Origin of the sequence: Thermomonospora umbrina (assembly GCF_003386555.1) — a bacterium.
GTDB classification, from domain to species: domain Bacteria; phylum Actinomycetota; class Actinomycetes; order Streptosporangiales; family Streptosporangiaceae; genus Thermomonospora; species Thermomonospora umbrina.
Map to the genome: position 1 here is coordinate 530,495 of NZ_QTTT01000001.1, position 13,392 is coordinate 543,886.

At 74.5% G+C, this 13,392-nt stretch carries 9 protein-coding genes; 3 read left to right on the plus strand and 6 right to left on the minus strand.

The features are described 5' to 3' along the window. Nucleotides 1-169 precede the first annotated feature (169 nt). Entirely contained in the window at nucleotides 170-1,978 is a 1,809-nt protein-coding gene (locus DFJ69_RS02335) for a WD40 repeat domain-containing serine/threonine protein kinase (RefSeq protein WP_170177512.1), read from the minus strand. A 627-nt stretch (nucleotides 1,979-2,605) separates the two neighbouring features. Next, the gene (locus tag DFJ69_RS02340) at nucleotides 2,606-3,820 is read right to left on the minus strand and encodes an endonuclease/exonuclease/phosphatase family protein (RefSeq protein ID WP_116020950.1); all 1,215 of its coding nucleotides are present in this window, start codon (nucleotides 3,818-3,820) and stop codon (nucleotides 2,606-2,608) included. Nucleotides 3,821-4,018: 198 nt separating this feature from the next. Between DFJ69_RS02340 and DFJ69_RS02345 the strand changes: the two genes are divergently transcribed. After that, nucleotides 4,019-5,326 (plus strand): ABC transporter substrate-binding protein, encoded by a 1,308-nt coding sequence (locus DFJ69_RS02345; RefSeq protein ID WP_245973936.1) that lies wholly within the window; start codon nucleotides 4,019-4,021, stop codon nucleotides 5,324-5,326. A gap of 6 nt (nucleotides 5,327-5,332) precedes the next feature. Here the strand turns inward: DFJ69_RS02345 and DFJ69_RS02350 are convergent, their stop codons facing one another. Further along, nucleotides 5,333-8,359 (minus strand): AAA family ATPase, encoded by a 3,027-nt coding sequence (locus DFJ69_RS02350; protein ID WP_116020952.1) that lies wholly within the window; start codon nucleotides 8,357-8,359, stop codon nucleotides 5,333-5,335. Then, the gene (locus DFJ69_RS02355; RefSeq protein ID WP_116020953.1) at nucleotides 8,356-9,483 is read right to left on the minus strand and encodes an exonuclease SbcCD subunit D; all 1,128 of its coding nucleotides are present in this window, start codon (nucleotides 9,481-9,483) and stop codon (nucleotides 8,356-8,358) included. Before DFJ69_RS02355 ends, DFJ69_RS02350 begins: the two co-directional genes overlap by 4 nt. Nucleotides 9,484-9,598: 115 nt before the next feature. Between DFJ69_RS02355 and DFJ69_RS02360 the strand changes: the two genes are divergently transcribed. Both DFJ69_RS02360 and DFJ69_RS02365 read left to right on the plus strand, forming a co-directional pair. Then, a complete protein-coding gene (locus tag DFJ69_RS02360) occupies nucleotides 9,599-10,285 on the plus strand; it encodes a RibD family protein (RefSeq protein WP_116020954.1) in 687 nt (228 codons plus the stop codon). 12 nt (nucleotides 10,286-10,297) lie between these two features. Further along, nucleotides 10,298-10,738, plus strand: coding sequence for a deaminase (locus DFJ69_RS02365; RefSeq protein WP_116020955.1), 441 nt, complete (start codon nucleotides 10,298-10,300; stop codon nucleotides 10,736-10,738). Here DFJ69_RS02365 and DFJ69_RS02370 read toward each other — a convergent pair whose 3' ends face one another. Further along, nucleotides 10,739-11,710, minus strand: a complete 972-nt coding sequence (locus DFJ69_RS02370; protein ID WP_170177513.1) for an AMP-binding protein — start codon at nucleotides 11,708-11,710, stop codon at nucleotides 10,739-10,741. 120 nt (nucleotides 11,711-11,830) lie between these two features. Then, on the minus strand, nucleotides 11,831-13,333 hold the full coding sequence (locus tag DFJ69_RS02375) for an AMP-binding protein (protein WP_116020957.1): 1,503 nt from the start codon (nucleotides 13,331-13,333) through the stop codon (nucleotides 11,831-11,833). Nucleotides 13,334-13,392: the final 59 nt, after the last annotated feature.

Sequence of the window (13,392 nt, forward strand, 5' to 3'; positions counted from 1 at the left end):
TTGGCCGCCTTCGCTCTCGACTCGCCGCGGCGGCACGATCGGGCACGGCCTCTGGAATGGGCGCTCGATCCGTCCCCGTTCCCGGCGAGAAGGGCGGCGACCAAGGACGTGCACCGCGAGCCGCAGGAGACCTCATCGGCCGGCTGGTCCGCGGGATCGGCCTCGGTGGTCAGGCGAGCCGCCAGAGGCGGGCGGTGTTGTCGAAGCTGCCCGTGGCCAGGGTCCTGCCGTTCGGGCTGAACGCCACGTCGCAGAGGCCGTCGCCGTGGCCTGTGAGGGGTCGCAGGACCTTGCCCGCGCGGAGATCCCACAGGTGTCCCACCTTGCTGTCTTCGCCGACGGTGGCGAACGTCCTGCCGTCCGGGGCGAACGCCACGGTCTTGATTCGGATCCCCGGGCCCCTCAGGGTGGCGGAGAGCCTGCCGGTGGCCGTGTTCCACAGGTGGGCGGTGGTGTCGTCGCCCGCGGTGGCCAGGGTTCTGCCGTCGGGACTGAACGCCACGTCGCTGACGTAGGTCTCGTGGCCCTCGAGGAGCCGGAGGGTCCGGCCGGTGACCGGATCCCACAAACGTACGGTCTCGTCGTGGCTTCCGGTGGCCAGGGTTGTGCCGTCCGGGCTGAACGCCACCGAGGTGACCGCGGCCTGGTGGCCTCTGAAGACGCGGACCTGTTCGCCGGTCGGCACGTGCCACAGCCGTACGGTCATGTCGTGGCTCGCGGTGGCGAGGGTCTTGCCGTCCGGGCTGAACGACACCGCGTGGATCACACCCGTGTGACCGGACAGGTCACGGACGCGCGTTCCGGCGGTGGGGTTCCACAGGTGCGCGACGTTCCCGTCGGCCGAGGCGAGCAGTCGCCCGTCGGAGCTGAAGGTCACGGATCTGGCGACTCCCGGTGCGGCGGGTTCGGCGCGGATGGTCGCGCCGGTGGCGACGTCCCACAACCAGGGCGTACGGGCCTCGCCGCCCGTCGCCAGCTTCCTTCCGTCGGGACTGAACGCCACGGACAGGACGGAACGATCATGTCCGGCCAGTTCTCCCTCGAAGGACGGAGTGCCCGCCGGGTCGGGGGCGTCGTCCTCGGCCATCACGGCGACCGCCGTGGGGACCGCGATCGCGGCACCGGCGGCGAGGCCGCCGACGAGGATCGCGCGCCGACGGACCGGCCGTGCCGGCTTCGGCCGTCCGGCGAGCAGGGCGCCCAGTTCGGCGGCGGACGGACGGTCGTCCGGGTTCTTGGCGAAGCACAGGCCGAGCGCATCGGCGAGATCGGCGGGGAGCCCACCCCACCGCGGGGCGGCCGTGCCGATCAGGTGCACGATGCCCGGGACGGTGTCGGCGGCGAACGGGCTGCGGCCGGTCGCGGCGAAGCCCAGGACGCTGCCCAGGGAGAAGATGTCGCTCGCCGGTCCGGCCGGGCGTCCCGTCACCTGCTCGGGTGACATGAACGCGTAGGTGCCCAGCACGGCGCCCTCGGCGGTGAGCGCACTGGCGTCCACGAGCCGCGCGATGCCGAAGTCGATGATCCGCGGCCCGTCCTCCGCCATGATCACGTTGGCGGGCTTGAGGTCGCGATGGATCAGCCCGCAGGAGTGGATCGCCGCCACCCCCGCGGCCAGCCCCACCCCGAGTGCCCGGACGTCCTCGGCGGGCAACGGCCCGTTCGCCCGCACCGCCTCGAGCAAGGACGGGCCGGGGATGTACTCGGTCACCATCCACGGCGGATCGGCCCGCGGGTCCGCCTCGACCACGCGCGCCGTGTGGGGTCCGCCGACCCGCTCAGCCGCCTCGACCTCGCGGGCGAAGCGGCGCCGGTACCTGGGCTCGGCCGCCAGTTCGGGACGGATGACCTTGACCACCACGCGGCGGCCCTCCGGCGAGGCGGCGAGGAACACCCGGCCCATCCCGCCCTCCGCGAGCCGCCCCAGCAGCCGGTGGCCGCCCACCTGCTCGGGATCGCCGGGGTGCAGCGTATCCACCGACATCCACCTCGTAGGAATCAGGGAAAATCCAGACGACGCATCATAAGGCGCGGGGCGCCGGCCGCACCCTGACCTTGGTACGCCGTGCCCGAGGGGGAACGCCAGTTCTGCTCGGTCCCCGAAACCACCTCGTCCCATGTCAACGCGGCAGCCCCGATTCCCGCCCATTGTGATCCGACGGGCTTGCAGCGAAACGCGCCAACGCGCGCCGGGCAGGCGAGCGCGCTGCACGGCCCTTTCGGCCGGTGCCGTCCCTGCCGTCGAGAACTTCGCGCTCGCCGTCCCGGTCGTTGTGCGGCGTAATGCGCTGACCATCGGGGCCTGCCCCGGACATGCTGATCCGATGGTTTCTCGATCGGGCGCATGCCGGCGACGGATATGAGTCATGAAACGCGAGTCGGCCGTTCCCGACGGTCAGGCCCTTGACCGGGGTTGCGGGTCCTCCGATCGCAGAAGGCACGGGTTGGCAGATCCGTTGGTGAAGTGATCTCCCCACGACTCCACGGGGCTGGTCTGCGGCGGCGGGCACCGCGTACGGAACGTCAAGGTCGGGAGTACCTCGTCATGCGCGAGCACGGCACGGGCCTGTGCCTCCAGCCCCGCCCCCGGATCTCTTCGGGTCCGTCAGGCACGGACGTCCAGCCAGACCAGCCGATGGTCGGATCCGGGGAACGGGTACGTCCCCGTGAGCCGGGACAGCGGGTCGGCGGCCACCGGCCAGAACACGCCGCCGCGCACCGGGCGCAGCCATCGGGACGGCAGCACGTAGTCCACGCGGAGGTTCCCGGGGGCGCCGTCGGCGAAGTCGGCGGTGTCGTGCGCCGGGTTCCCCTGGTGCGCGGTGTTGGCGCCGCCCTGCAGCACGGCGGCCTCGGGAGCGCCCGCGCTCGAGGGGATCATCGAGGCGTCGACCCTGGGGTGGTTCAACACCTGATCGATGGCGCCGTTGACGCTGTCGCCGTCGTGCGGGTCGGCGTTCTGGTCCCCGGCGATGACGAACGCCGAGCCCGGGGCGAGCCCGCCGCGCCGGCCCTTGTCGTCGTAGACGTAGCGGGCCTCGGCCCCGCCGGTCACGTAGTCGGCCCAGAAGCGGATCTCGTCGTGGTTGCGGCGGCCGTTGCGGTCCTCGGGCCCGTCGAAGGTCGGCGGGGTGGGGTGGCTCGCCAGGAGGTGGACGGTACGGCCGCCCACCTTGATCGGGACGTCCCAGTGGCTCTTGGACGACAGTCGGACGACCTCCCGCTCCTCGTCGGAGAACCAGCCCGGCGGGAGCAGCGCGCCCGGCATGTCCTTCCAGCGGAAGTTCTGGAAGGTGCGGATCCGGCGCTCGTCGATCGGGAAGCGCGAGTACACCGCCATCCCGTACTGGCCGGGGAACACTCCGAAGCCGTGGGCGTCGTCGCCGTAACCCGCGTCGCCCGGTCGGGTGACGACCTTGCCGTCGTTGTTGAGGTCGAGGCCGGAGGCGATGCCGGTGTTGCTGGGCGCGGTGTAGCGGTACCGGTAGCGGATGGGCGCGGCGCCGTTCTGCCCGACCGACAGGTAGTTGTCCTGGAACAGGCGGGCGGCGGCGCCCTCGGCGTCGAAGTCGAACTCGTTGACGAGGATCACGTCGGGACGGGACCGCTGGACGATCTCGGCGATGGTGCGGGCCTGGGTGTTGCCGGTCGTGGACAGGTCCGCGACGAGCGCGCCCTCCGTGTTCCGGTTGAGGGAGGCGTTGAACGTCGCGAACCGCACCGGCGGGTGCCCGGCGGCCTGTGCGGGGATCGCGGTGACGGCGGCGAACGCGAGCCCGGCGATACCGGCCGAGACGGCGCGGAGACCGGCGTGTTTCATGGCTTCTCCTGATCGTGGACGAACCGGACGATCGTGACACGGGCCGGTTGTACGGAAGACGTCCACGACACAACGGCGCGGCAACGTGTTCGTGATGGCGCGCCTCCGGGACGAATCGGCAGATGGTGTGAAATGGTGGGACGCCTGCATGTGACCTGAGTTACACCGCAGCACACTTGTGACCCCCACCCCGGTTGCTTGGAGATCGTCATGCCGCGCGCCCGCCGCCTCGGTTCCGTCATCGCCGTCCTCGTCCTGGGACTGTCGGGCTGCGGGGGCTCATCGAACGACGCGGCGAGCGCCGCCCCGGGCGCACCCGGGGTGACCCGGGAGCCCTGCCCGCAGGCGATCGACAAGGAGAAGGGCTGCATCTACCTCGGCATCATCTCCGACCTCACCCAGGGGCCCTTCCACGAGCAGGGCGTGCCGATCACCCGGGCCCAGCAGGCGTTCTGGAGGCGGGTCAACCAGCAGGGCGGCGTCGGCGGCTACGAGGTCGACGTCACCAGGTACGTCGCCGACAGCAAGTACGACCCCGACGAGCACCAGCGCCTGTACCGGGGGATGCGGAGCCGGGTGCTGGCGCTCGCGCAGACGCTGGGGTCGCCCACCACCGCGCGGATCCTGCCCGAACTGCGCGCGGCCAAGGTCGTGGCCACCCCCGCGTCGTGGATCTCCGCCTGGGAGTTCGAGGACGTGATGCTGGAGTCGGGCGCGAACTACTGCTTCGAGTCGATGAACGCCGTCGACCACGCCGTGAGCGCCTGGCGGTCCGAGAGCGTCGTGGCCGTCCACTACGACAGCGACTACGGGGCCGACTCCACCGCCGGCGCGCGGATCGCGGCGTACCGCAACGACATGACGTTCAAGACGGTCAAGACGACGCCCGGCGCGGACCGGCAGGCGGCGGCGGTGGCGGCGATCGTGGCGGCCAAGCCCGACCTGGTGCTGCTGTCGGTGGGGCCCGCCGACCTCGGGGCGATCGTCGCCCAGGCCACCCGGGCCGGGTACCGGGGCCGCTTCATCGGCAACGCCCCGACCTGGATCAAGTCCCTCCTCGAGATCAGGGACACCGCCACGGTCGCCGCGCTGAAGGAGCGGTACGTCCAGGCCGCGCCCTGGAAGCCGTTCGCCTCCGACTCCCCCGGGCACACGGCCATGCGCAAGGCCCTCGGACCGGTCGAGCCCAACGACAACTACACCTACGGCTGGGTGTGGTCGTACCCGCTCAAGGCGGTGCTCCAGCGGGCCGCCGCCAACGGGGAGCTGACCCGCGCGGGCATGCTGAAGGCGGTCCGGCAGGTCGCCCGCATCGACTACGAGGGCATGCTCCCCGCCGAGGCGGGCGACTTCTCCGGCGACCCCGACAGCGCGGCGTTCCGCGGCACGGTCTTCGGCATGCCCGACACCGGGGAGCTGACCGGCGTACGGGTCGTCAAGGACTTCTACACCGGCCCCACCGCCGAGCGGCACCGGCTCGACCGGCCCTGCGCCGGCGGGTCCTGACGCGCGTCAGACGGTGACGGCGGCCGTGGAGCCGGTCCGCTCCTTGCGGATCCGGAGCTGCGCCGGGATGCGCGTGCGCAGCTCGGCGACGTGGCTCACGACGCCGACGGCCCGGCCGCCGTCGCGCAGCCCGTCGAGCACGTCCATCACCTCGTCGAGGGTGTCCGCGTCGAGCGTGCCGAAGCCCTCGTCGACGAACAGGGTCCCGATCTCGGCGCCGCCCGCGCTCTCGCCGGTGACCACGTCGGCCAGGCCCAGCGCCAGGGCCAGCGAGGTGATGAACGACTCCCCGCCGGACAGCGTGGCCGGGTCGCGGGACTGTCCCGTCCAGGCGTCGGCGACGCGCAGGCCGAGTCCGCCGGTGCCCTTGCGGCGGCCGGTGTCGGCGGCGGCCCGCTCGGTGGTGTGCTCCAGCGCGTACCGTCCGGCGGACATGCGGGCCAGTCGCTCGTTCGCGGCGGCGACGACCTGCTCGAGGCGGGCCGCCAGCACGTAGGCCGACAGTTGCATCTGCCGGTGGTTGTCGGGGTGGTTCCCGGAGGCGAGGCCGGCGAGCCGGGCGACGACGGCGTGCCGTTCGGCCGCCGGACGCCAGGCCGCGACGGCGGCCTCCAGCTCCGCGTGCAGCGCGGCCAGCCGTTCGCGGCGCTGCCGGGCCCGATCGAGCGCGGACGACGCCGCGCGGGCGTCGCGGCGGGCGAGGTCGAGGGCGTCCTGCAGGGCCACGAGGTCGGGGGCGGGCTCCTCGGCGGCGGCGGTCAGGTCCGGGTCCTCAAGGAGGGCCCGGACGGCGGCGTCCTCGTCGTCGAACGCGCGGAGCCGTCGCCGGAGCGCCTCCTGCGAGGCCGGATCCAGGGCGTGGGCCCGCACGTCGTCGACCCCCTGGAAGCCGGCCGCGGAGGCGGCGCCGTCGACGGCGTCGCGGGCGGCCCGCAACTCCTCGCCCGCGGTCGCCGACTCCCGGAGTGCGTCGGACGCCGCGCGCAGGGCGTCGGCCTCCCCGGTCAGCCGGTCGATGCGGGCCTCCAGGGTGGCGTCCTCGCCACGCGCCTCGTCGAGGCTCGCGCGCAGCCGCGCCGCCTCGGCGGTCAGCTCGTCGTGCCGCGTGCGGGCGCCGGTCAGCTCCCGCAGGAGCGTCTCGCGCCCTTCCCGGGCCTGAGTCAGCTCCAGCTCCGTCTGGGCGAGCCGCCGTTCGAGGTCGTCCAGGAGGGCGGCGTCGGCGGCGAGCGCGGCGAGCGACGTCTGGGCCTCGGCGAGGGCCTCGGTCAACGCGTCGAGGGGCTCCTCGGTGACCTCCAGCAGCCCGTCCAGCTCGGCGCGCAGTTCGGCGCGTCGGGCCTTGCCGTCCTCACGGCGCTCCTGGGCGCGCTCGTGGTCGGCCTGCGCGTCCTCCTCGTCCTCCGGCGTGGGTGTGTCGGCCCGGGGGGCGGCCGGGGCGGGGTGGTCCGGGGACCCGCACACCAGGCACGGCTCGCCCGCGACCAGTTCGGAGGCCAGCGACGCCGCCATGCCGTCGAGCCTGTCCTGACGGAGGGCCTGCAGCCGGTCGAGCGCCTCCTGCGCGTGGTCCACCGCCGTTCGGTACGCGTCCTCGGCCGCCGCCAGCGCGGGGGCGACGGTCTCGCGGCGTCGGGCAGCCTCCACCCGACGGACGAGGTCCTCGACGGCCGCCTCGGCCCCGGGACGGCCGGCGACGCGGACGCGGAGGGCGTTCAGCTCGGCGCGGCCCTCCTCCACCCGTCCGGGCAGCTCTTCCAGGCGCGCGGACAGCTCCGCCTCCCGGAGTTCGAGGTGCTCGGCGTCGCGGGCGATCCGGGCGGCCTCGGCGGCCATCCGGCGCTCGCGGGCCGCGTCCTCGCGCAGCCGCTCCAGCCCGGCGGCCTCGTCGCGGCGGTCGCGTTCGGCCTTGTCCAGCACCTCGTCGGGGAACGCCGCCGGCACCATCGCGCCGACCGCCGTACGGGCCTCGACGGCGCGCCGGCGGAGACGCTCGTCCTGCCGCGCCCGCGTCTCGGCCGCCTCGATCAGCGGGGCGACCCGGTCGGCGCGGGAGGCGGCGTCCAGCCGGGCCGCCGACTCCGCGCGTTCACCGGCCCGTTCGGCGAGGTCCGCGCGGCGGCGCAGCGCCTCGGCGCGTCGCCGCCGTCGGTCGGCCAGGGTCCGGCCCCGGTCGGCCGCCTCGCCCGCGCGGGTCAGCTCCCGCGCGCACTCGGCGTCCAGCGCGGCGGCCACCGACTCCACCGTCGCCGCCTGGCCCGCCGCCTCGATCGACCAGGGCAGGAGGAACTCGACCGGCTCCAACGGCTCGTCGGCGGGTTCGGCCCGTCGGGGCCTCGGCACCGGGCCGGCCGCCCCCGGACGGACGGTGCCGGCGACCTCGGCGATCCGGTCGGCGGCGGACTCGGCCGTCGACCGCAGCTCCTGGACCTCCCGGCGGGTGTCGGTCCTGCCGTCGACCAGCCACCTCTCCACGCGGGCGTAGATCTCGGCGGCGAACAGCCGCTCCAGCACCTTGCGGCGCTCCTCCGCGCCGGCCCGCAGGAACGCGGCGAACTCGCCCTGCGGCAGCAGCGCGACCTGGCAGAACTGCTCGGCGTTCATGCCCATGAGCGCCTTGACGAGATCCTGGACCTCGTCGATCCGCGTGGACAGCGGCGTCCAGCGGCCGTGGTCGGACTCCTCGACCACGACCCGGGCGTTCTCACGGGTGGTCCCGGCGCCGCGCAGCTTGGGCCGCTCCCAGGCCGGCGAACGGGTGAAGCGGAACCGGCGGCCCCGCAGCGTGGTCTCCAGCACGACCTGCGGGGCCTCGCCGGGCGCGGCGTGGTGGCTGTGCAGCCCGTCGGCGTGGGCGCGGACCCCGGGGACCCTCCCGTACAGGGCGAAGCAGACGGCGTCGAGCACGCTGGTCTTGCCCGCCCCGGTCTGCCCGTGGATGAGGAACAGCCCGGCGTTCGACAGTCGCTCGAAGTCGATGGTCTCCGTGCCGGAGAACGGCCCGAACGCCGTGATCTCCAACCGGTGCAGCCTCATCGGAGGGCGTCCTTCCGCCGGCAGGACTCGAACGCCTCGCGCAGCAGGGCCCGCTCGGCCGGTTCGGGGTCGGCTCCGGTGACCTCGGCGACGAAGTCCTGGGCGATGTCGGCCTCACCTCGCCCCTGGACGCGTTCGGTCCACGTCCGGGCGTCGCTTTCGGTGCGGCCCTCGGGCTCGAAGGCCAGGACGAGCGTGTGGGGGAAGCGGACCCGCAGGCGGTCCATGGCCGCCCGGGGGCGCTGAGTGTCGGTGAGCGTGACGTGGAGCCAGTGCCCTTCCAGCCGTTCGTGGGCCGGGTCGGCGAGCAACTCCTCGATCCGGCCCCTCAGGTGACCGAGGCGTCGCGGGACGGGCGCCTCCACGAACTCGTCCCTCAACACGTCGCCGTCGACCTCGATCAGCCAGGACCCCTTGAGATGACGCGCCTCGGAGAAGGAGTACGCCAGCGGCGAGCCGGAGTACCGCACCCGGTCGGTGATGCGCTGCCGGCCGTGGAGGTGCCCGAGGGCCGCGTACTCGACGCCGTCGAAGACCCCGGCGGGCACGTGCGCCGTGCCGCCCACGGAGATGTCGCGTTCGCTGTCGCTCGGCTCTCCCCCGGTCACGAACGCGTGCGCCAGCACCACGGAGGGCGCGCCCCGTTCGGCCCGGTCGGCGCGGATCCGGCGCATCGCCTCGGTGAGGGCGGCGGCGTGGCCGCGCCCGTCCAGCTCCCACACGGGCCGCACCAGCTCGGGCTCCAGATAGGGGATGCCGTACACGGCCACGTCCCCGACCATCACGGGAGTGCCCACGGTGGCCGGATCGGTGCGGACGTGGACTCCGGCGGCGTCCATGAGCCCGGACCCGAAGCCCAGCCGGTGCGCGGAGTCGTGGTTGCCGGCGATCAGCACCACCCGGGTCAGCCCGGCGAGCCGCCGGAGCGCGTCGTTGCACAGCCGCACGGCGTCCACCGGCGGCAGCGCGCGGTCGTAGACGTCCCCGGACACGACCACGCAGTCGACCCGCCGCTCTCGTACGGTCTCGACCAGATGGTCGATGAAGTCGGCCTGGGCCCCGAGGAGGTCCTCCCGGTGGAAGGAGCGGCCCAGATGCCAGTCGGAGGTGTGCAGGAGTCGCATGTCCCGGCAAACCCTAGGGGCCCGGGGCGTCTCCTCCGGCGCAGAAACGCCGACAAACCACAAACGATCAGCCCATCCCGCCGGGCGGTGATCGCCGCGGCGCTATCGTCGAATCGTGAGCGACCGCCCTTATGTGCTGTTGAGCTGCGCGATGTCCGTGGACGGCTACATCGACGACGCCGGGCCCGACCGGCTGCGACTGTCGAGCCCCGCGGACTTCGACCGCGTGGACGGGGTGCGCGCCACCTGCGACGCGATCCTGGTGGGGGCGAACACCATCCGGCGGGACGACCCGAAGCTGCTGATCAAGTCGCCGTCCCGCCAGGAGCGGCGGGCCGCCCGGGGACTGCCCCGTCAGCCCACCAAGGTGACGATGACGGCCAGCGGCGACCTGGACCCCGCCGCCCGCTTCTTCACCATGGGCGACGCTCCCAAGCTGGTCTACGCCGGATCCCACGCCGCCCCGTCCCTGGTGGAACGGCTGGCGGGGGTGGCCGAGGTGATCGACGGCGGCGACCCGGTGGACCCGCGGCGGCTGCTGGCGGACCTGTCGGGACGCGGCGTGCGCCGTCTGATGGTCGAGGGCGGCGGCGGGATGCACACCCGCTTCCTGACCGACGGCCTGGTGGACGAACTGCAGCTCGTGGTCGCGCCGTTCCTGATCGGCGACCCGTCGGCGCCGAGGTTCGTGCATCCGGGGGTCTTCCCGCAGAGTCCGGCCCGCCCGATGCGGCTCGCCGAGGTGACCCGCATCGGCGACCTGGCGCTGCTGCGCTATCTGACCCATCGCGGCCGCCCCTGACAGGAGGGTCCCTTGAACGCGCGAGACGACCGGCGGTGGCTGGAGCTGGCCTGCGACCTGGCGCGGTCGTGCCCGCCCTCGGAGACGGCGTTCTCCGTGGGGGCCGTGATCGTCGGCGCGGACGGGTCGGAGCTCGCGCGCGGCTTCTCCCGGGAGACCGATCCCACGGCGCACGCCGAGGAGGTGGCGCTGGCGAGGACGGCGGTTCCGACGCTCGCCGGCGCGACGATCTACAGCTCGTTGGAGCCCTGCGGTCGGCGGCTGTCGCGGCCCCGGCCCTGCGCCCTGCTGATCGTGGACGCCGGCATCGGCCGGGTCGTGTACGCGTGGCGGGAGCCGTCGCTGTTCGTCGAGGGCGACGGCGACGAGGTGCTGCGCGCCGCCGGGGTGGAGGTCGTGCACGTCGCCGACCTCGCGGAGCGGGCCCGGGAGCCCAACGCGCACCTGCTGTGATCAGTGGCAGCGGGTGACGCTCCACCCGTGCCGGCGACGGCAGTCGTGCTCGATCTCCGCGGGCATGTGCCCGATCACCACCAGCCGCAGCCCCGCCGCCGACCGGCGTGCGGTCGGGTCGTGCACCAGTGACCGCAGCGTGGCCGGGGTGGTCACCGCGATGGTGGCGCCGTGGCCCTCGGCGGCGGCCAGCAGTGCCGGTCCGCCCCGGCCCGTGGCCGCCACGAAGGTGGCCCCATGGGTGAGGGCCAGGTCGATCAGCCCCATCCAGGTCTCGGCCGCGTGCCCGAACTCGGTCGCGCACGCCACCAGCACGTCGGTGTGCGCCGGCTCGACGGACCCCGACCAGCGCACGATCCCCGCCAGCCGGTCGGCGTGGGTGAAACCGCCCGCCGGGGTCCGCAGCGCCAGGTCGCGCATCGGGTCGACGGCCGGACGGTCGTCGCCCGGCCGGTCGGGCGCGGGCAGCGCGGTGAACGGCGTCGCCCCGACCACGTCCCCGAACGAGAACACCTGCCGGACGTAGGAGCGGTCGGTGGCCGCCAGCGCCGGGCCGGCCAACGCCGCCGACGTGAACAGGAACCGGGCCTCCTCGGCGGCCAGCAGCCGCGCCAGCTCGTCCACGGACGCCGCCGCCGGGAGCAGCAGCGGCACCGCCCCCGCCGCGGCGACCGCGTACACGGCCAACGCCAGGTCGCGGGCCCCGTCGAGATGGACGCCGCCGAGGTCGCCGGGACGCACTCCGCGCCGGGCCAGCCCCCTGGCCACGGCGGGCACCAGCGCCGCCAACTCCCCGTAGGCCAGGGCCCGGGCGTCCGCGCCGTCGATGAGCGCGGGCTTGCCGGGCGCGCGGGCGGCCTGGCGCGCGACCGCGTCGAGCACGGCCGCCGGGACCGTCTCCATGGCCGCCGCCGGCCTCCGGACATCCGCCCGGCACCGTCCGTAGGAGGCGTTCGGCCCGCCGTCAACCATGGGCCGACGGTATGCGCGCGAGCCGCTCCGGCACATCGGCAGAACTGTGTAGTCGGATGTGTAGGACCGGTACCCGGGCCGCGCCGCGCGCTCCCGTACGGCTGTCGCCTCCCCTCCCTCTCAGGGCGACAGACGTACGCGTTCCAGGAGCGCGCGACGCAGCACCCGGCCCCCCGGTGAACGCGGGATCGCGTCCACCTCGTGGATCGCGAGGATCCGCTGGAAGGTCGGTAGGTGTCCGTTGACGTAACGCAGCAGGTCCTCGGCCCGACCCGGCCCGCGCAGCACCACGAACGCGTGCGGGGCGAGGCCGAGCCCCTCGTCGGGGACGGGGACCACCACGGCCTCCTCGACGGCCGGGTGGCGGGCGAGGAGCACGCCGGGGTCGGCGGGCGGCTCGGGCCGCGTCGCGTCCATCCGGCCCACGATGTACACACGGCCGTGCTCGTCGGCGAACGCCGCGTCCCCGGTGGGCAGCCAGCCGCCGTGCGGCGCGGCGACCATGGGTCCCCGCAGCCGCAGCTCCCCCGGCCGGTAGGACGGCTGCCGCAGCCCGGTGGTCGGGTCCACGACCTGCCAGGACACCCAGGGCAGGCCGCGGCCGATCGAGTCGAGCGTGCCCTCCTCGGCGGCCCGCAGGTTGAGGTGGGTGAACCCGGCCGCCGCCGCCTGCCCGTACGCCTGCCGGACCGGGCAGCCGAGCCGCGCCGCGCACGCGCGCGCGACGTCGACGGACAGCGGCCCCCCGGTGGAGACCACCGACCGCAGAGCGCTCAGGTCGTAGCGGTCCACCGCCTCGTCGAAGGCCAGCGTCTCCACCGGCCCGGGCGGCAGCACCGCCACCGTCACCCGGTGGTCGGCCAGCGTGCGCAGCAGGTCGTGGGTGCCGGAACCGCAGCGGGCGACCACGGTCGCGCCCAGCCGCAGCGCCGGGGCCAGCACCCCGTTCAGACCGACGACGTCGGCGAACGGGACCCCCGACAGCACCACGTCGGAGCCGCTCAGCATCCCGGCGGCGGTGAGCTGCACGAGGCCCGCCACCAGGTGCCGATGGGTGAGCCACACGTCGCGGGCCGCGCCGGCGGCCGGACCGGCCTCGGCGAGGACCGCGACACCCGTGCCGGGTTCGCCGGCCGTCCGCGGCCCTGGGCCCCCGTGCAGCAGCGTGGAGAACGGTTCCACGTCCGGCTCGTCGCCGAAGCAGAACACGCGTTCCACGTCGGTCCCCCCGACCGACTCCAGGGCCACGTCGGCCAGCACGGGCCAGGTGATGAGCGCCCGCGCCCGGGACGCGCGGAGCCGCCGGACGATCTCCGACCGCCCCGCCGTCGCCCGCACCGGGACCAGACCCGCGCCCGCCGCCATGACCGCGTGCGCGGCCACGACGAACTCCGGCGTGTCGGGGACCAGCAGTCCGACCGCCGTCCCCTCCCCCAGCCCCGCGCGGACCAGCCCGCCCGCCGCCGCGCCGATGGCCTCGGCCAGCCCCGCGTACGACAGCGCGCGGCCCGACCCGGCCTCGACCACGGCGGCGCGCTCCCCCCAACTGCGGGCCCCGAAGACGGCATCGGTCACCGTCGTGTCGGGGGCCGCGGGGCCGGCGGCGGGCGGGCTGAGGATCACGTCTGTGACGCTAGGCCCCGAGGGCCGGAATGCACATGCATATAACTGTGCATCGGCGT

Excerpts from the sequence above, each read along its gene's own strand:
- DFJ69_RS02340 (WP_116020950.1), bottom strand. The coding sequence starts at position 3,820 with ATGAAACACGCCGGTCTCCGCGCCGTCTCGGCCGGTATCGCCGGGCTC.
- DFJ69_RS02350 (WP_116020952.1), bottom strand. The coding sequence starts at position 8,359 with ATGAGGCTGCACCGGTTGGAGATCACGGCGTTCGGGCCGTTCTCCGGC.
- DFJ69_RS02355 (WP_116020953.1), bottom strand. The coding sequence starts at position 9,483 with ATGCGACTCCTGCACACCTCCGACTGGCATCTGGGCCGCTCCTTCCAC.
- DFJ69_RS02370 (WP_170177513.1), bottom strand. The coding sequence starts at position 11,710 with ATGGTTGACGGCGGGCCGAACGCCTCCTACGGACGGTGCCGGGCGGAT.